Origin of the sequence: Schlegelella aquatica, assembly GCF_026013905.1 — a bacterium.
GTDB lineage: Bacteria > Pseudomonadota > Gammaproteobacteria > Burkholderiales > Burkholderiaceae_C > Caldimonas > Caldimonas aquatica.
In genome coordinates this window covers 795,734-812,645 of sequence record NZ_CP110257.1, presented here as the reverse complement: position 1 = coordinate 812,645, position 16,912 = coordinate 795,734, and the positions used below count along the sequence as shown (strand labels likewise).

The 16,912-nt window shown below is 71.1% G+C and carries 14 protein-coding genes and 1 tRNA gene; 5 read left to right on the top strand and 10 right to left on the bottom strand.

Translation table 11 applies throughout. The annotated features are described in order from the left end of the window. Positions 1-156 precede the first annotated feature (156 nt). Both OMP39_RS03665 and OMP39_RS03660 read left to right on the top strand, forming a co-directional pair. Positions 157-2,193, top strand: a complete 2,037-nt coding sequence (locus tag OMP39_RS03665; RefSeq protein WP_264893451.1) for an amylo-alpha-1,6-glucosidase — start codon at positions 157-159, stop codon at positions 2,191-2,193. Continuing rightward, entirely contained in the window at positions 2,186-3,817 is a 1,632-nt protein-coding gene (locus OMP39_RS03660) for an alpha-amylase family protein (protein WP_264893450.1), read from the top strand. Before OMP39_RS03665 ends, OMP39_RS03660 begins: the two co-directional genes overlap by 8 nt. A gap of 7 nt (positions 3,818-3,824) precedes the next feature. On the opposite strand, the gene OMP39_RS03655 is transcribed toward OMP39_RS03660, so the two are convergent. Continuing rightward, positions 3,825-4,685 carry a nucleotidyltransferase family protein gene (locus tag OMP39_RS03655; protein WP_264893449.1) on the bottom strand — a complete coding sequence of 287 codons (861 nt, stop codon included), beginning with the start codon at positions 4,683-4,685 and terminating at the stop codon, positions 3,825-3,827. A 78-nt stretch (positions 4,686-4,763) separates the two neighbouring features. On the opposite strand from OMP39_RS03655, the gene OMP39_RS03650 reads away from it, so the two are divergent. After that, complete coding sequence (locus OMP39_RS03650) at positions 4,764-5,657, top strand: metallophosphoesterase family protein (protein WP_264893448.1); 894 nt, start codon at positions 4,764-4,766, stop codon at positions 5,655-5,657. A gap of 73 nt (positions 5,658-5,730) precedes the next feature. Here the strand turns inward: OMP39_RS03650 and OMP39_RS03645 are convergent, their stop codons facing one another. Both OMP39_RS03645 and OMP39_RS03640 read right to left on the bottom strand, forming a co-directional pair. Further along, positions 5,731-6,555, bottom strand: coding sequence for an OBAP family protein (locus tag OMP39_RS03645; RefSeq protein WP_264893447.1), 825 nt, complete (start codon positions 6,553-6,555; stop codon positions 5,731-5,733). Positions 6,556-6,729: 174 nt separating this feature from the next. Further along, the gene (locus OMP39_RS03640; RefSeq protein ID WP_264893446.1) at positions 6,730-6,924 is read right to left on the bottom strand and encodes a hypothetical protein; all 195 of its coding nucleotides are present in this window, start codon (positions 6,922-6,924) and stop codon (positions 6,730-6,732) included. 3 nt (positions 6,925-6,927) lie between these two features. Between OMP39_RS03640 and OMP39_RS03635 the strand changes: the two genes are divergently transcribed. Further along, entirely contained in the window at positions 6,928-7,176 is a 249-nt protein-coding gene (locus OMP39_RS03635) for an RNA polymerase sigma factor (protein ID WP_264893445.1), read from the top strand. A 15-nt stretch (positions 7,177-7,191) separates the two neighbouring features. Here OMP39_RS03635 and OMP39_RS03630 read toward each other — a convergent pair. The 5 genes from OMP39_RS03630 to hemC form a co-directional block, all read right to left on the bottom strand. Then, positions 7,192-7,268 (bottom strand) — tRNA-Arg (locus tag OMP39_RS03630). A gap of 36 nt (positions 7,269-7,304) precedes the next feature. Beyond that, complete coding sequence (locus OMP39_RS03625; RefSeq protein ID WP_264893444.1) at positions 7,305-8,552, bottom strand: heme biosynthesis HemY N-terminal domain-containing protein; 1,248 nt, start codon at positions 8,550-8,552, stop codon at positions 7,305-7,307. A gap of 20 nt (positions 8,553-8,572) precedes the next feature. Then, positions 8,573-9,730 carry a uroporphyrinogen-III C-methyltransferase gene (locus OMP39_RS03620; protein ID WP_264893443.1) on the bottom strand — a complete coding sequence of 386 codons (1,158 nt, stop codon included), beginning with the start codon at positions 9,728-9,730 and terminating at the stop codon, positions 8,573-8,575. Then, positions 9,727-10,497, bottom strand: a complete 771-nt coding sequence (locus tag OMP39_RS03615; RefSeq protein WP_264893442.1) for a uroporphyrinogen-III synthase — start codon at positions 10,495-10,497, stop codon at positions 9,727-9,729. Before OMP39_RS03615 ends, OMP39_RS03620 begins: the two co-directional genes overlap by 4 nt. A 15-nt stretch (positions 10,498-10,512) precedes the next feature. Then, positions 10,513-11,451, bottom strand: coding sequence for a hydroxymethylbilane synthase (gene hemC, locus OMP39_RS03610; protein ID WP_264893441.1), 939 nt, complete (start codon positions 11,449-11,451; stop codon positions 10,513-10,515). Between the two features lie 139 nt (positions 11,452-11,590). Here hemC and ppc point away from each other — a divergent pair, with 139 nt between their 5' ends. Then, on the top strand, positions 11,591-14,500 hold the full coding sequence (gene ppc / locus OMP39_RS03605; RefSeq protein WP_264893440.1) for a phosphoenolpyruvate carboxylase: 2,910 nt from the start codon (positions 11,591-11,593) through the stop codon (positions 14,498-14,500). A gap of 60 nt (positions 14,501-14,560) precedes the next feature. On the opposite strand, the gene OMP39_RS03600 is transcribed toward ppc, so the two are convergent. Further along, on the bottom strand, positions 14,561-16,252 hold the full coding sequence (locus OMP39_RS03600) for an ATP-dependent DNA ligase (RefSeq protein WP_264893439.1): 1,692 nt from the start codon (positions 16,250-16,252) through the stop codon (positions 14,561-14,563). 69 nt (positions 16,253-16,321) lie between these two features. After that, positions 16,322-16,912, bottom strand: coding sequence for a hypothetical protein (locus OMP39_RS03595; RefSeq protein WP_264893438.1), 591 nt, complete (start codon positions 16,910-16,912; stop codon positions 16,322-16,324).

The window sequence follows — 16,912 nt, the reverse complement described above, 5'->3', positions numbered from 1 at the left end:
ATGTTCGCATTCAGGCCGGCCCAGCAGCCAGCCACTCGCACCGCCACTCGCACCGCCACTCGCACCGCCACTCGCACGCCACTCGCACCGCCGCTCACACCGGCCGGCACGCGCGTTGCCGGCCACCGGCGACACCGCCTCTGGCCCGCTGCGACCATGCAACCGACGCCCCCGACCCTGCCCCGCCTCGTGCTCGACGGCGCTTGCCTGTCGGCCGAGGCTGCGTGGGAGCGGGAATGGCTGTGCACCAACGGCCTGGGCGGCTATGCGTTCGGCTGCCTGGACGCCGGCCCCGCGCGCCGCTACCACGGCTGGCTCGTCGCCAGCCTCTCACGGCCTCGTGGCCGCCACGTGCTCGTGCCGGCGCTCGATCAGGTACTGGAGGCAAAGGGGCGGCGCCTCGTGCTGGGCGGTGGTGCGCAGCGGCCCGAGCCTTCCGCCGTGCCAGGCGCGCGGCTGCGCGGGTTCCGACTGGAAGGCGTGCTGCCGGTGTGGACGTACGAAGTCGACGGCGCGATCGTCGAGCGTCGCGCGCTGATGCCGCACGGCCGCAATGCGACGCTGGTGCAATGGACGCTGCTCCGCGGCCCGCAACGCCCGCTGGAACTGCGCCCCTACCTCGACTTGCGCCGGCACGACGAAGCCCTGCCGAGGGGCGGCCCACGCATGGCCCTGGCGCACGGCGGCCGGCCGGACCACCCGGTGTTCGCCGGCCGCGTCGGCACGGACGGAATCGCGCTGCATGTGGCGTGCAGCGGCGAGGGCGAGTTCGAGGCGCTGCCGCAGACGGTGCGCGACGTGCTTTTCGAGACCGAGCGGGCGCGCGGCTACGACCACGTGGCCGACCTGCACAGCCCCGGGCGGTGGCGCACCCTGCTGCGCCAGGGCCAGCCGGTGACGCTGGCGATGTGGGTAGGCGCCGAGCCGCCGCGCGACTTCGAGACCGAATGGCGGCGCGAGCAGGAGCGCGCCGCGGCGCTGCTCGTGCGCGCCGGCGCTGCGGCCGACGCGCAGACAGCGCGCTGGGTGCTCGCCGCCGATGCGTTCATCGTCGAACCCGGCACGCGGCTGGACACCGACGAGGCCGAGGTGCCGGCCGCCTTCCGCAGCGTGATCGCCGGCTACCCGTGGTTCGCGGACTGGGGCCGCGACACGATGATCTCTCTCGAAGGGCTCACCCTGCTCACCGGCCGCCACGAGGAGGCCCGCGCGATCCTCCACACCTTCGGCCGGTACGTGCGTGACGGCTTGTTGCCCAACCTCTTTCCCGAAGGCGGACGCGAGGCGCTCTACCACACCGTCGATGCGACCCTGTGGTTCTTCCACGCCGTCGCCCGCTACCACGCCCACACCGGCGACGAGAGCCTCGTCGACGAGCTCTATGCGCAGTTGGAAGAGATCATCGAACGCCACCTGGGCGGCACGCGCTTCGGCATCGGAGTCGATCCGGCAGACGGCCTGGTGCATGCGGCCGCCGAGGGCTACCAACTCACCTGGATGGACGCCAAGGTGGACGAGTGGGTCGTCACCCCGCGACGCGGCAAGCCGGTCGAGATCCAGGCGCTGTGGTTCAACGCCCTGCACTGGATGGCGCGATGGGCCGAAGCCCGCCGGCGGCCGGTGCAGGGCCTGCGGCACCTGGCCGAGCGCGCGCAGGCCTCGTTCCAGCGACGTTACTGGGACCCGCAGCGCCGCCACCTGAAGGACGTGATCGACGGGCCCGACGGCGACGACGCGAGCCTGCGACCCAACCAGGTCTTCGCGATCTCGCTGGACCACCCGATTCTTGCGCCGGGTCATTGGGGCCCGGTGCTCGAGACCCTGCGGCGCGATCTGCTCACCCCTTACGGCTTGCGCACGTTGGGGCCGCACGAGCCCGCCTATCGGCCTCACTACCGGGGTGCCCTGCGCGAGCGCGACGCCGCCTACCACCAGGGCACGGTGTGGCCCTGGCTGCTGGGGCCGTATGTCGAGGCGAGCCTCAAGGCCGGCACGCCGGCCAGCGCGCTCGCGCCGCTCCTGGACGCCTTGTTCGAGCACCTGCGCACCGCTGGCGTCGGGCAGGTCAGCGAGGTGTTCGACGCGCAGCCGCCCCACCGTCCCGAAGGGTGCGTGGCGCAGGCATGGAGCGTCGCGGAGTGTCTGCGCGCATGGCACCTGATGCAACTCGCAAGGAAGGCCCCCCATGGCTGAGCACTGGTACAAGAACGCACTCATCTACTGCCTGGACGTCCGCACCTTCGCCGACGGCAACGGCGACGGCATCGGCGACTTCGACGGCCTGCGCAGCCGGTTGCACTACCTGGCCGGGCTGAACATCGACGCCGTCTGGCTGCAGCCGTTCTTCCCGTCGCCACTGCGCGACAACGGCTACGACATCAGCGATTACTACTCGGTCGACCCGTCGCTCGGCACGCTCGGGGACTTCGTCGAATGCGTGCGCCAGGCCCGCAATCTGGGCATACGGGTGATGGTGGACCTGGTCGTGAACCACACGTCGATCGATCACCCGTGGTTCCAGGCCGCGCGAACCGACCCCTCGTCGCCCTACCGCGACTACTACGTGTGGTCGCCCACCCGGCCGCCGGATGCCGACCAGGGCATGGTCTTCGAAGGCGAGCAGCGCACGACCTGGAGCTGGGACGAACAGGCCGGCGCCTACTACTACCACCGCTTCTACCACCACGAGCCCGAGCTCAACATCGCCAACCCGGCGGTGCGCCGCGAGATCGAGAAGATCACCGGCTTCTGGCTGCAACTCGGCGTGAGCGGCTTCCGTGTCGATGCGTTGCCCTTTGTCATCGAGATGAAAGGAGCCCCGCCGGGGCGGCGCGAGCAGTCGCACGAGTACCTGCGCGAGCTGCGCCACCACGTGCAGACCCTGTGCGGCGAGGTGTGCCTGATGGCCGAAGCCAACCTGCCCCCCGAGGAGGTGGAGGACTACTTCGGCCAGGGCGACAAGATCCACATGTGCTTCAACTTCTGGGCGAACCAGCACCTGTTCCTCGCCCTGGCGCGCGGACAGGCGGAGCCGCTGCTGCGCGCGTATCGGCAGCTGCCGCCGATCCCGCCCTTGTGCCAGTGGAACAACTTCCTGCGCACCCACGACGAACTCGATCTGGGGCGTCTGTCGCAGGCGCAGCGCCAGGAGGTCTTCGAGGCTTTCGGGCCTCAGCCGCAGATGCAGCTCTACGGCCGCGGCATTCGCAGGCGGCTCGCACCGATGCTCGGCAACGACCGCCGGCGGCTGGAACTCGCGCACAGCCTCATGCTCACGCTGCCCGGCACCCCCGTGCTCCGCTACGGCGACGAGATCGGCATGGGCGACGACCTCTCGCTCGAAGGCCGCAACAGCGTGCGCACGCCCATGCAGTGGAGCGCCGAGCGCAACGGCGGTTTCTCGACCGCGCCACCCCGGCAGTGCTACCTGCCGGTGATCGCCGAGGGCGAGTATGGCTACCGCACGGTCAATGTCGAGCGTCAGCGTCGCGACCCGGATTCGCTGCTGGACTGGCTGGAGCGGATGCTGCGCCGTCGCAAGGAGTACCGCCAGTTCGGTGAGGGCGCCTGCAGCTGGCTGGACAGCGGCCGCCCCGAAGTGCTGGCGCACCGCCTCGAACACGGAGGACGCAGCCTCGTGCTGCTCCACAACCTCAGCGCCGGCGAAGTCCCGGTGTCACTGCCCGTCGAGGCGATCGACGGCTGCAACCACGACATCCTGAGCGACCGGTACTGCGAAGCGCCGCGCGAAGGCCGGCTCCACATGCAGATGGAGCCCTACGGCTATCACTGGCTGGAACGACACGAGCGGACCTGACGGCGCATCACGCCCCCTCGGCCGCCGCGGACGGCCGCTCGGGGATGGCTTCGGTCCACAGCGCGACCTCCTCCTCGGTCATGTTGCCGAAGGGAGCGACGCGGCCATCCTGGTAGCCCTGCTGCTCCACGTCGCCCAGGTACTGCTCGCGCGACAGGAGCGTGCCGCCGCACAGGCGCTCCACGGGGGCCGGGGCATGCAACTCGCCCTGGAGCCGACCGAGCAGCCGCTCCACCACGTCGGCGGGCACCCGATGGCGCTCGGCCGGGTAGATGAACCCGAACAGCACCAGGTGACTCAGCAGCACGCGCCAATGCGGGCCGAAGCGCCTCAACAGCCTCTCCCAGTCCATGCGGGCGGCGTGGGCGTGGAGCAGGTGGGCCACGTCGGCGCCGTCGTAGCGCTCGCGCTCCATGATGAACGCCTTCGACCAGATCATCTCCTCCACCGGCGAGATGCGCACGTCCACCTCGAAGACCGTCGCGTCGCCCGCATGGTCGAACCATTCGTCGTCCACCACCGCGATGCCGTTGCCCGAACTGAAGATCAGGTCGATGTACTCGTCGCCCGCGCGCACCTTGCCGAGCCAGTGGGGAAAGGTCAGCTCCACCTCGTGTCCCGCGTCGCGCAGCGCCTGGGCGATCGCTTCGAAGTCATCGCGCCGCACGAAAAGGTCCAGGTCGCGCGTGGGGCGCTGCACCCCGGTCCAGCAGTTGAACGCGAAGGCGCCGCCCACGAGGAAGGGCAACCGCCTTCGCGTCAGCGTCTGCAACACCGCCCGATAGAAGTCGACGGTGGCCTCGTCCACGTCGTCCAGCAACGGGCTGTCGCAGGTGGTGCAGTTCATCTCGATCACCCTTCGGTCCATCGTGCAGGCTTGCGGGGCAACCGCTGTGCCCGCGCGCTGCGGCCTGGCCGGCACGTCGCCTGCTAGCCATGCCGTGCCATGACGACCACCCATTCCGCTCCTTCTTCCCGCCATCCCAGCACCCGCGGCGCGGCCCGCACCCCGAGCGGCTCCGTACGCTTCGCTGCCGTCGGTGACTTGCACTGCACCCGGGAGGCCCGCGGTCAGCTGCGCGACTTCTTCGCCCAGGCGGGCGAATCCGCGGACGCGCTGCTGCTGTGCGGCGACCTCACCGACTACGGTCTGCCCGAGGAGGCCAAGGTGCTGGCCGAAGAGCTCTCGGTCGTCTCGATCCCGATCGTCGCGGTGCTCGGCAATCACGACTTCGAGTCCGGGCTGTCGCAGGAGGTGAGCCGCATCCTCGTCGAAGCCGGGGTGCGCGTGCTCGACGGTGAGGCGTGCGAGGTGCACGGCGTGGGCATCGCCGGGGTCAAGGGCTTTTGCGGCGGGTATGGCCGCGGCGCCCTCGGCCCCTGGGGCGAGCAAGCGATCAAGCAGTTCGTCAACGAGGCCATCCATGAAGCGCTCAAGCTCGAGTCGGCGTTGGCCAAGCTGCGCACCCGCGAGCGCATCGCCCTCTTGCACTACGCGCCCGTCGAGGCCACGGTGCGCGGCGAGCCGGTCGAAATCTATCCCTTCCTCGGCACGAGCCGGCTGGAAGACCCGCTGATCCGCTATCCCGTGAATGCCGTCTTCCACGGCCATGCCCACCGCGGCACCCCGGAGGGCGCCACGGTCAACGGCACGCCCGTCTTCAACGTGGCCAAGCCCTTGCTCCAGCGCACCTATCCGGATCGCCCGGCGTTCCGGTTGTTCGACGTGCCGAGGCCGGAGGCTGCGCCCGAACTGCCGGAGATGACTCGCGCCGCGGAGGACACCCGCCACAGCGTGGCCCCGTCCTCCGGCAGCCGGTCCACCCGGCTCGGCCGGTAGCCGGCGGTCCCGGCGGCGATCGACCGCCCCGGCGTCCCTCCTCGACGCGCTCGAGGGCCGGCAGCGCCCTCGCTCACCGTGAGGCAGGCGCCGCCGTCCCAGGAATGCGCGCCGAGCGGTCCACCACACCCGGGATCTCGCGCGCGCCCGGGAAGGCCTCTCGCAAGGCGTCCACGCCGGCCTGCGGGCGGGCCAGCGAAGTCAAATCGGACCGTTGCCGTCGCTTCTGCGCGGAGTCGATCTCCAAGCGCCGATCGCGCTGCTGCAGCAGGTGCGGCTTCAACTCACCGTCCCGGTTGAACGACCATGCCAGCTTCGCGGGGCCCAAAGGCAGCCGATCCCCGCCGTCTCCCGCTTCGCCCGTGTTCCACACGTGCCACGTCTTGCCGTAGCTGTTCATCTTCTGCTTCATCAGCTCCTTCTCGGCCGCAGCCGGAAGGCCCGGCGCCACGAGCTGCCCCGAGAGGATCTCGCCGTTGTGCGGATGCCAGTAGCGCTGCTCCTCCGGCGGCAAGGTGGCGAACAACCTCTCGGAGATGATGAACTCCACGCCGTTGAGCCGGGCCTCGGGCCCGCTGCCGTCGAAGAGCACGCATTGCGCGAAGTCCTCGTTGACCTGACGGCAGAAGTGATGCGCCTCCATCTGATGGTGCGGCTCCTCCTTCATCGGATGGAAGCCGACCAGGTGGATGTCGAGGCGCGCCGGCGGCGCACTGCCCTGCATCAGCTTGGCGCCCGCCTCCAGCACACGGGTCTTCGCACTCTTGGGCTCCCCGGCCGGCGACGAAGACTGGGCACCGGCCAGGCCGGCCAGCGCGCCAGCGATCACGAGCAGGGCGGCTCCGCAGGCGCGCAGCCCACGGGCCAGCCAGGGGTGTCTCGCAACGTGCAGTGTCATCACAGCCTCCAGGGAGTCGGTCGAGGATCGGTCCCCCGCAAAGGGGTCCCACCGCGCCAGCAAGCAGCGCGCCGGCCGCGCGAAAGGCACCTCCCCGGTCGCCCGCAGGGCGTGCGCCGGACGCCCCCCTTCGCAGTGGCGCGTCGGCGGCTCGCCCAGGCTGTGTGCTGCGACTCAGTGGTGAAGCTTCTTCCAGCCCGGATGGTCGAAGGTGCGCCCGTACTCGTCGAGCGCCGCGACCACCTTCAAGGCGCCGTCACGCGGCTTCGTCTTCGACTTGCCGGCCATCGCGTCGGTGCCCTGCGCAATCTGCGCCAGGATGCCGTGCAGGGCCGCGTCGGTCTCGGGCGGTAGCTTGCAGTTACTCACGATATGCGAACCGCTACCTCGGAACTGACACAGGAGGCGTTCGTGCGCGCATGGCAGGCGTTGCCGCAGTGGCAGCCGAACGCACGGTTTCGCACATGGCTGTCCCGGATCGCGAACAACGCCGCGCTCGACGTGCTGAGGCGCCGCGCCACCGTTAAGGTGGAGCCCGCCGTACTCGGCACCCGTGGAAAGCCACGCAGCAAGTCACGCCAAACAAAAACGCCTCAGAGGCAGCGGCCTCTGAGGCGTTGATCTTCAAAGCAATTTTGGCGCGGCTGGCAGGATTCGAACCCACGACCCCTTGGTTCGTAGCCAAGTACTCTATCCAACTGAGCTACAGCCGCGAAGACCGCCAGTATAGCAGGAAGATTTCCGTTGTGTCACGCACTTTGTGCAGCACGACGGAAGCACCGGTTGGCGGCGGCCTCGTCGCCCTCTTGCTCGGCGATGTCCGCCAGAGCCAGCCAGGCCGCGCGCCGCTGTTCGGCCGAAAGCGCCTCGTCTTGCGCACAGCGCTCCAGCAATTGGCGCGCCTTGCCCCACAGCCTGAGCTCCGCCAGGGCCCGGCCGAGCGCGTAGGTGAGTTGCAGGTCCCGCGGGTGCGCCTTGGCTGCGGACTCCAGGCGCGGCAGCCAGTCGGGCCCGATGCCCGGTAGGGCCTCGGCGAGAGCGCGCACCAACTCGGCCCGTTCTTCCACCGGGCGGCTCGCGATGTCGTCCCAGAAGGGACGCAGCCAAGCACGGGCTTCGTCCGCCTGGCCCATGCGAGCCAAGTGGCACGCCGCCCGGCAGGCGACGTACACGTCCTTGCGATCGACGCTGTCGAACTGCTGCCACAGCCGCCTGAGCTGGTCCGGGTCGCGCGCCCCCTCGATCGCCTCGAAGGCGAGGGAACGCAGCAGCCCCTGCGCGGCCGTGTTCGAGAACGCCTGGTGTTTGGCCAGCAGCCGCGCGGTGCGCAGCGCCTCGAGCGGGCGCTCGGCCAGCCGGGCGGCTTGCAGCTTCAGCCGCAGGGCCTGCGTGCGGCGCGCCACGCCCGGCGACAACTCGGCCAGGAGTTCCAGCGCCCGCGGAGCATCGCGATCATCCAGCGCCCATTCGGCCGCGAGCAGTCGCGCACCTTCTTCGGTCGGGCGCGGCAACCTCGGGCCGCGCGCGCCTTGCAGCGCCTGCGCGAGATGCTCGTCCCGGCGGGCGCGATCCTGCAGACGGTGCAAGCTGCCGGCGGCCAGCAGGTGCGCCAGTTGCGAGAACTCCTGGTCGGGGGCGAGATCCGGCGTCTCGCGCTGGATGTTCATTGCCCGCTCGGCGGCCTTGTAGGCACGGCTGTAGCGGCCGGCGAAGAACCACCCGAGGGCCTCGCGCAAGGCCTGCTGCGCGACGCGATCGCGCTTGGCCATGCGCCATTCGCGGGCACGTCGAGGCAGGCTCACCAGCGCACCCAGGGCATGCAGCGACAAGTACACCGCGATGATGGACACCACCAGCGCGATCAGGAAGAAGTTGAACGACACGTCCACGCGCCACGGTGGCCAGAACAGCGTGACCAGCGCCCCGTTGTCGCCGAGGAAGGTGGCGGCCACCACGGCCGCCACGAACAACAAGATCAGCCAGATGATGCCGTGCATAGGCCGGTGCCGTCCGCCTCTCAACGTCCTGCCGCGGCCGCCATCAGCGCCGCGAAGCTGTCGTCCGGCCGCGGGATGGCGGACTGATGCGCCTGCGCCGCCACCTGCCGCACCAGCTCGAGCACGTGCGCCGTGCGGCGCGAGCCGGTGTCGAAGTAGCGCTCCAGCGCGCGCTGCGAGACCCGCAGGTCGGACTGCACCGTCTCGAACTGGCGGCTGAGCAGGGCCAGGCGCGCGTTGAGAAGCCGCAGCTTGAGGTTCTCGCGCAGAAAGAAGCCCTGCTCGGGCGCGATCAGCATGGCCTCGGGCTGGTCGATGCGTGTCACGCGCACCAACGAGCGCACCTCGGTCCACGTCGCCTCGGCGCTGCGCCGCAGCCATTGCAGCCATTCAGGATCAGTCGCGGCCGTGTCGGCGGCACCGGCGGCCGCCTTGGGCGCGGAGCGTCCCGGCGCCGGGCCACCCACGGGGGCGGCGGTCGACGGCACGCGCGAGGAGGCGACCAGCGGCAGCTCGTCGACCAGCCGCACCGCTTCGTCGAGCTTGATGACGAGGCTGGAGATGTCGGCCACCCCGACGGCCTTGACGCGCTCGAGGTCGCGGGCGATCGCGCGGCGCACCCCTTCCAGGCGGGGTTGGTTCACGCGCTGCAGCCGCTCCTCGGCCGACTTGAGCGCCGCCACCAGCGGCTCGGCGCTGCCGGTGATGGCCGCCTGCTGCACGGCCACGCGCAGGCCCGCTTCGATGTCCACGACCAGGTTCTCGTCGCGCGAGCGGGACAGCGACTGCATCAGCTCCTCGAGTTGTCCGCGCTGCAGCGCGACCTCGGCAAGCTTCGCATCGATCAGGGCCACCTTCGCGCTGGCATCACGCGAGAGGTCTTGCGCCTGGCGTGCCAAGGCCCGGGCCTCGGTGGCCTGCTCCTGGCTTTCCTGCTGGCGCCGCACCAGCTCCTGCTCGAGCGCCTGCACGCGTTGCTGCGCCTGGTAGGCCAGCACCACGCTGGCGACGCCGAGCACCAGCAGGCCGACGAAGGCCATCCACCACAGGCCGCGTCCCGGGGTGGACTCGCCGGCGCGCGGCGGCTGAGGGGCGGGGGGCACCGGCGCCTGGGCGCGGTCGCCCGCCAGCGGGGCAGGAACAGGGGCGGGAGTGGAGGCAGAAGAGGTGTCGTTCACGGTGCGAGGGATTGTATCGACCGCACGACGTCGGCCACGGCGGGTGTGCATTCCATCACACCGGCTATCCCCGCCCGGCGGGCCGCGGCGGCGATGCGCGGATGCGTGGCCAGCGCAAGGAACTCCGGCCACCGCGGCCGCAGCCCGGCCGCTTCACACAGGGCCTGCAGGTGCTCGATGGACTCGGAGCTGCTGAAGATCCACACGTGCTGCCGCGGCCGCTCGATCGCCCGGCGCAAGAGCGCGTCACCGGCAGCGTCGAGCTGCGGGGTGCGCCGTTCGTAGGCGCTGACGAAACGCACCTGGGCGCCGGCCTCGGTGAACCGCCCGGCGAGCCAGTCCCGCCCCGACGTGCCGCGCACGATCAGCACCGATCGCCCGCGCCAGTCTTCGTGCCGCAAGAGCTGCCAGAGCGCCTCGGAATCGAACAGCAGCGCGTCCGCCGGCGGCGTCACACGCGCGGCGGCCGGCAGGCCCTGGCGCGCCAGTTCGCGGTCGGTGCCCGGCCCGGGGCTCGCCACCCGGGTGGCCGGCGGCCAGGACAGGCCCGTCGGCCGCGCCGCGAAGAACTGCTCGACCGCGCTCGGGCTCACGAAGACGACGAGATCGGTGTGAGACAGCTGCTGCCACGCGCGCGCGACGGCGGCGGCGTCCGGCGCCGGGCCGATCTCGATCAACGGCAGCGCCTCGGCGTCCAGCCCCAGGCCGCGCAGCGACGCCACCCACTCCTCGGCCTGGCCTCGTGGCCGCGTGACGAGGACCTTCATCTCGGCCGGCCCATCTCAGTGGGCGGCCAGCAACTGCTCGGCGCCCTGCGCGCGCAGCTGCGCGGCCGCCTGCAGCCCCAGGGCCTCGGCCGCCGGCAGATCGCGCACCTCGCCTTCCACGCGCGCGCGCAGCACCGTGGGCCGATCGTCGGCCGCCCCCAGCGCCACGTTCAAGACGAGCCGCCCCCCCGACCACACGGCGTGCGCGGCCAGCGGCATGCTGCAGCTGCCGCCCAGGGCCCGGGAGACGGCACGCTCGGCATGCGCCGCCAGCCACGTCGGCTCGTGATTGAGCCCGGCCAGCAGCTCGCGCAGCTCGGTCTGCTCGGCGCGCACTTCGATGCCGAGCGCCCCCTGCCCGGCGGCGGGGATCATCTCGTCGGCGTCGAACACGCAGCGGATGCGTGCCTCGAGCCCCAGCCGCTTGAGCCCCGCGGCGGCCAGCACGATCGCGTCGTACTGGCCTTCATCGAGCTTGCGCAAGCGCGTGTCCAGGTTGCCCCGCAAGGGCTCGATGCGCAGGTCGGGGCGCAACGCCCGCAACTGGACCATGCGACGCAGGCTGGAGGTGCCGACCCGCGCCGCCTCGGGCAGCTCCGCGAGCGAGGCGTGACGGGCTGAGACGAAAGCGTCGCGCGGGTCCTCGCGTTCGAGGATGGCCGCGAGCACGAAGCCCGGCGGCAGATCCATCGGCACGTCCTTCAGCGAGTGGACGGCCAGGTGCGCACGCCCTTCTTCGAGCGCGACCTCGAGCTCTTTGACGAAGAGGCCCTTGCCGCCCACCTTGGAGAGGGTGCGATCGAGGATCTGGTCGCCGCGCGTCGTCATGCCGAGCAGCTCGACATGGCGCGAGGTGCGCGACCGCAGCAGCGCTTGCACGTGATGCGCCTGCCACAGGGCGAGCCGGCTTTCCCGGGTGGCGATGACCCAGGAGGAGGAAGTGTCGGTGGTCATGATGGCCCGATGCTACCCGAGCACCGCGCGCCGCCCGGGCGTCGCCACGCCCCGCCGCTTCGCACGGTCGGTCGAAGAGCCTTTGCTACCATCGACGGTTTGTAATTTTGTTACCAACCCCTTGCCCGTCGAGGTAACCATGCCCCGAGCCGCCCGTCCCGCCGAGGCCCCCGTCTCCCGTCCCCGTGGCACCGCCCCCGCGCGCCCTGCGGAACGCGCCCTGCGCAGCGCGACGCGCGGGCCGGGCCCAGGCAGCCGCGCCGCGCGGCCCGCTCCGGCACGTGAAGACGACGCCGCCGAGAAGAACCGGCCTCTGGTGGAGGACATCCGTCTGCTCGGCCGCCTCCTGGGCGACGTGATCCGCGAGCAGGAGGGGCAGGAGGCGTTCGAGCTCATCGAGCGCATCCGACAGCTGGCCGTGGCCTACCGCCTGAAGCGCGACCAGCAGGCCGGCCGCGCGCTCGACCGGCTGCTGAAGAACCTGAGCGGCGACCAGACGGTGTCGGTCATCCGGGCGTTCAGCTACTTCTCGCACCTGGCCAACATCGCCGAGGACCGCCACCATGTGCGCCGACGCGAGCACCACGAGCGCCAGGGCCACGTGCAGGAAGGGTCGCTGGCGATGACCTTCGAGCGGCTCGCCGAGCGCGACGTGCGCGCCGAGGACGTGGCGCGCACGCTCGGGCACGCCTACATCTCGCCGGTGCTCACGGCCCACCCCACCGAGGTGCAGCGCAAGTCCATCCTCGATGCCGAGCGCCAGATCGCCGAGCTCATCCACCAGCGCGACGAGCTGCACACCGAGCGCGAGCTGGAAGACAACGAGGCGCAGTTGCGGGCCCGCATCACGCAGCTGTGGCAGACACGCATGTTGCGCTACAGCAAGCTCACGGTGGCCAACGAGATCGAGAACGCGCTGAGCTACTACCACGCCACCTTCCTGCGCGAGATCCCGAAGATGTACCGCGAGATCGAGCGCATGTTGCCGGGCTACGAAGTGCCACCCTTCTTCCGCATGGGCAACTGGATCGGCGGCGACCGCGACGGCAATCCGAACGTCACCGCCGAGACCTTGCAGCTGGCGCTGCGCGAGCAATGCGAGGTCGCGCTGCGGCACTACCTCACGGAAGTGCATGCGCTCGGCGCCGAGCTGTCCATCTCGGCCATGCTGGTGGAAGTGACGCCCGAGCTGCGCGCGCTGGCCGAGCGCTCGCCCGACACGAGCGAGCATCGTCTGGACGAGCCCTACCGCCGCGCCTTGATCGGCATGTATGCGCGACTGGCGGCCACGCTGGAGCGGCTGACGGGCAAGGAGGCGTTGCGTCACGCGGTGGCGCCCTCCGATCCGTACGCGAGCGCCGAGGAGTTCCTCGCGGACTTGCGTGTCATCGAGCATTCGCTGCTGTCGCACCACGCGAAGGCGCTCGCGCAGGCGCGGCTGCGCCCGCTGATGCGCGCGGTGCAGGTGTTCGGCTTCCACCTCGCCACGGTGGACCTGCGGCAAAGCTCCGACAAGCACGAAGCGGTGGTGGCCGAGCTGCTCGCCATGGCCCGCGTGGAGCCCGACTACGCCTCGCTCGCCGAGGCCGACAAGGTGCACTTGCTGCTGCGCCTGCTCAACGAGGTGCGCCCGCTGACGGTGCGCGGTGCCGCGTACTCGGAGTGGACCCGCAGCGAGATGGCCATCTTCGAGACGGCGCACCGCATGCGGCAGACGTATGGCGAGCGGGCCATCAAGCACTACATCATCAGCCACACCGAGACGGTGAGCGACCTGCTCGAGGTGCTGCTGCTGCAAAAGGAGGCGGGCCTGCTGCGCGGCACGCTCGACGGCGAGGCCGTGGCCGATCTCATCGTCGTGCCGCTGTTCGAGACGATCGGCGACCTGCGCAATGCCGCTCCCATCATGCGCGAGTTCTATGCGCTGCCGGGCGTGCTGCCGCTCATCTGCCGCAGCGGGGGCGAGCAGGACATCATGCTCGGCTACAGCGACAGCAACAAGGACGGCGGCTACTTCACGAGCAACTGGGAGCTGTACTGCGCCGAGATCGCGCTGGTGGAGTTGTTCGGGCCGCTGCGCGAGTCGCACGGCCTGACCCTGCGGCTCTTCCACGGGCGCGGCGGCACGGTGGGCCGCGGCGGCGGGCCGAGCTACCAGGCCATCCTGGCCCAGCCGCCCGGCACGGTGAACGGCCAGATCCGCCTGACGGAGCAAGGCGAAGTGATCGCCTCCAAGTACGCCAACCCCGAGATCGGCCGGCGCAACCTGGAAACGCTGGTCGCCGCCACGCTGGAGGCGACGCTGCTGCACCCCACGAAGCCCGCGCCCCGCGCCTTCCTGGAAGCGGCCAGGGAGATCTCGGACGCCAGCATGTCCGCGTACCGCAAGCTGGTGTACGAGACGCCGGGCTTCACGGACTACTTCTTCTCGGCCACGCCGATCCGCGAGATCGCGGAGCTCAACATCGGCTCGCGCCCGGCCTCGCGCAAGGCCACCCGCGCGATCGAGGACCTGCGCGCCATCCCCTGGGGCTTCTCGTGGGGCCAGTGCCGCGTGGCGCTGCCGGGCTGGTTCGGCTTCGGCTCGGCGATCGAAGCCTTCCTGCAGCGCGACCCCAAGGCCAGCAAGGAGCGGCTGGCGCTGCTGCAGAAGATGCACAAGCAGTGGCCGTTCTTCCGCACCCTGCTGTCCAACATGGACATGGTGCTCGCCAAGACCGACCTCGCGGTGGCCGCGCGCTACGTCGAGCTGGTGGAGGACAAGCGGCTGGGCCGCAAGATCTTCGCGGCGATCCAGGCGGAATGGCAGCGCACGCAGGACGCGCTGGCCGCGATCACCGGCGAACGCGAGCGGCTCGCCTCCAACCCGGCGCTCGCGCGCTCGATCGCCCACCGCTTCCCGTACCTGGACCCGCTCAACCACCTGCAGGTCGAGCTGATGCGGCGCTACCGCCAGCAGAAGGACGCCGGCCAGGTCAACGAGCGCGTGCAGCGCGGCATCCACATCTCGATCAACGGGATCGCGGCCGGCCTGCGCAACACGGGTTGACGGGGCACCGGCCGACGAACCGGCAGCCAGTCGGCCCGAAGGTGCGCCAAGGCAGGCGGCTCAGCTCGACGCCAGCAGCGTCTCGAGCGTGGCCAGCGTGTCGGCCTCGTGCAGCGGCTTGTCTTCGCGGATGCGCAGCATGCGCGGAAAGCGCACCGCGATGCCGCTCTTGTGGCGGGTGCTGCGGTTGATGCCCTCGAATCCGAGCTCGAACACGAGCGTGGGCTTGACGCTGCGCACCGGCCCGAACTTCTCCAGCGTGGTGCGGCGGATGACGGCATCGATGCGGCGGAACTCCTCGTCCGTGAGGCCCGAGTAGGCCTTGGCGAAAGGCACGAGCTGCAAGCCGCCGGGCTCGGGCGGGCGCCTTTCGACGATCGCCTCCACCACGGCCTGGGCCTCGGCGGCGTCGCGGGGGGGCCGGTTCCACACCGCGAAGGTGTAGTCGGTGTAGAGACTGGCGCGGCGCCCGTGTCCGCGTTGGGCGTAGATCAGCACGCAGTCGACGCTCATCGGGTCGATCTTCCACTTCCACCAGGTGCCCTCGGCCTTGGTGCGGCCCACGCCGTAGGCCGACTGGCGGTGCTTGAGCATGAGGCCCTCCACGCCACGCTCGCGCGACTGCTCGCGCAAGGCGGCCAGGCCCTGCCAGGACGATGCCTCCACCAGCGGCGAGAGCGGCAGCGGCAGCCGCTCCAGTTGCGCCCGGCGCTCGGCTTGGGGCCGTGAGCGCCAGTCCTCGCCCTGCCACTCCAGCAAGTCGTAGGCGATGAGGTGGGCAGGCGCCTCGGCGAGCACCTTGCGCGTCAGCGTCTTGCGGCCGATGCGCTGCTGCAGCACGGCAAAGGGCGCCGGACGGCCGTCCTTCCACACCACGATCTCGCCGTCCACCACGGTGCCGTCGGGCAGCGCCTCGGCCAGCGCCACCACCTCGGGAAAGCGGTCGGTGACCAGCTCCTCGCCGCGCGACCAGATCCACACCTCGCCCGCGCGCTTGATCACCTGCGCACGGATGCCGTCGTACTTCCACTCCGCGAACCACTGGCCTACGGGGCCGAGCCTCCCGTCGAACTGCGCGAGCGGCACGTCCACCTGGTGGGCCAGGAAGAACGGATAGGGATGGCCCGCTTGCAGCGCGGCGCCCGCCTCCTGCGGGGCCACCAGCGCCAGGAAGCGAGCCTCGTCGGGCAGCGCGTCGCCCTTGGCCACGAGCGTGGTGAACCCCATCATCCGCTGCGCGACGCACTTCGGGTCCAGCCCGGCGTGTTCGGCCAACGCGCGCGTCACGAGGATGCGCGAGACGCCGACCCGGAACCCGCCGCCGATCAGCTTGATGAGCAGGAAGCGGCCCGCGTCGTCGAGCTCGTCCCACCAGGCGCGCACGCGGCGCTTCTGTTCCTCGGGCGGCATGCCGCGCAACGGCAGCAAGCGCTCGGTGACCCAGGCCGCCAGCCCCAGCGTGGAGGTGGCCGCCGGCGGCGGCAGGACATGGGCCACCGTCTCGGCGAAATCGCCCACCGCCTGGTAGCACTCCTCGAACAGCCAGTCGTCGATGCCTGCCGCCTCGCAGGCTGCATCCCGCAGCACGCGGGTCGGCACCACCTGGCGCGGCCGGCCGCCGGCCAGCAAGTACACCGCCCAGGCGGCATCGGCCGGGGCGGCCTCGCCGAAGTAGCGGCGCAAGGCAGCGACCTTCTCCTGGGTGGCCGTGGTCGAATCCAGCTCCGTGTAAAGGCGTGCGAAACGCTGCATGCGGGCATCTCGTCGAAGGAGCGGCGGCTCGGGGTTGCGGCTCGCGACTCGCGGCAAGGCGGCGGGCCTTCAGGTCGCCGGGTCCTGTGGGTCGTCGCCGCCCGCCCCGCCGCCGCCCAGCAGCCCCAGGCGCCAGCGTTCGAAGCCCGGATCGCGGTCGGAGTACTCGGCGCGGATGCGCTCGAGGTCGCCCTCGTCGCAGGCCCGGATGAAACCCTCCAGCCCCTCGCGGTGGTACGCCTCCAAATGCCGGTCGCTCTCGAGCACGATCGCCGCCACCAGGCGCCAGTCCACCGCCTCGTCGGTGAGCCACACGCGCTCGCCCTCCGGCACGTGGCGCATCAGCTCCAGCAGGGCGCCGCGGGAGTCGGGCGCTGCGATGGCCGCCACCTGGGGCCAGCGCGGCAGCAGCGGCCGCCACGCCTCGACGGCGTCTTCGGTCCCGGGCGCCTCCACCACGGCCTGGCGCGCGGGGCGGTCGGGCCGCGCCGTCCAGCCCGGGGGCTCCCAGACGGCCACCAGGTAGTGGGGCGGGCGCAGTTCCACCGCCTCGGCGGTCTCGACGACCGAAGCATCGAAGGCCAGGCGGATGGCTCCGATCCACAACCCGGGCCGGTAGCGTCGCGACAGCCGGCGCGCCGCCTGCATGAAGGCGTCCAA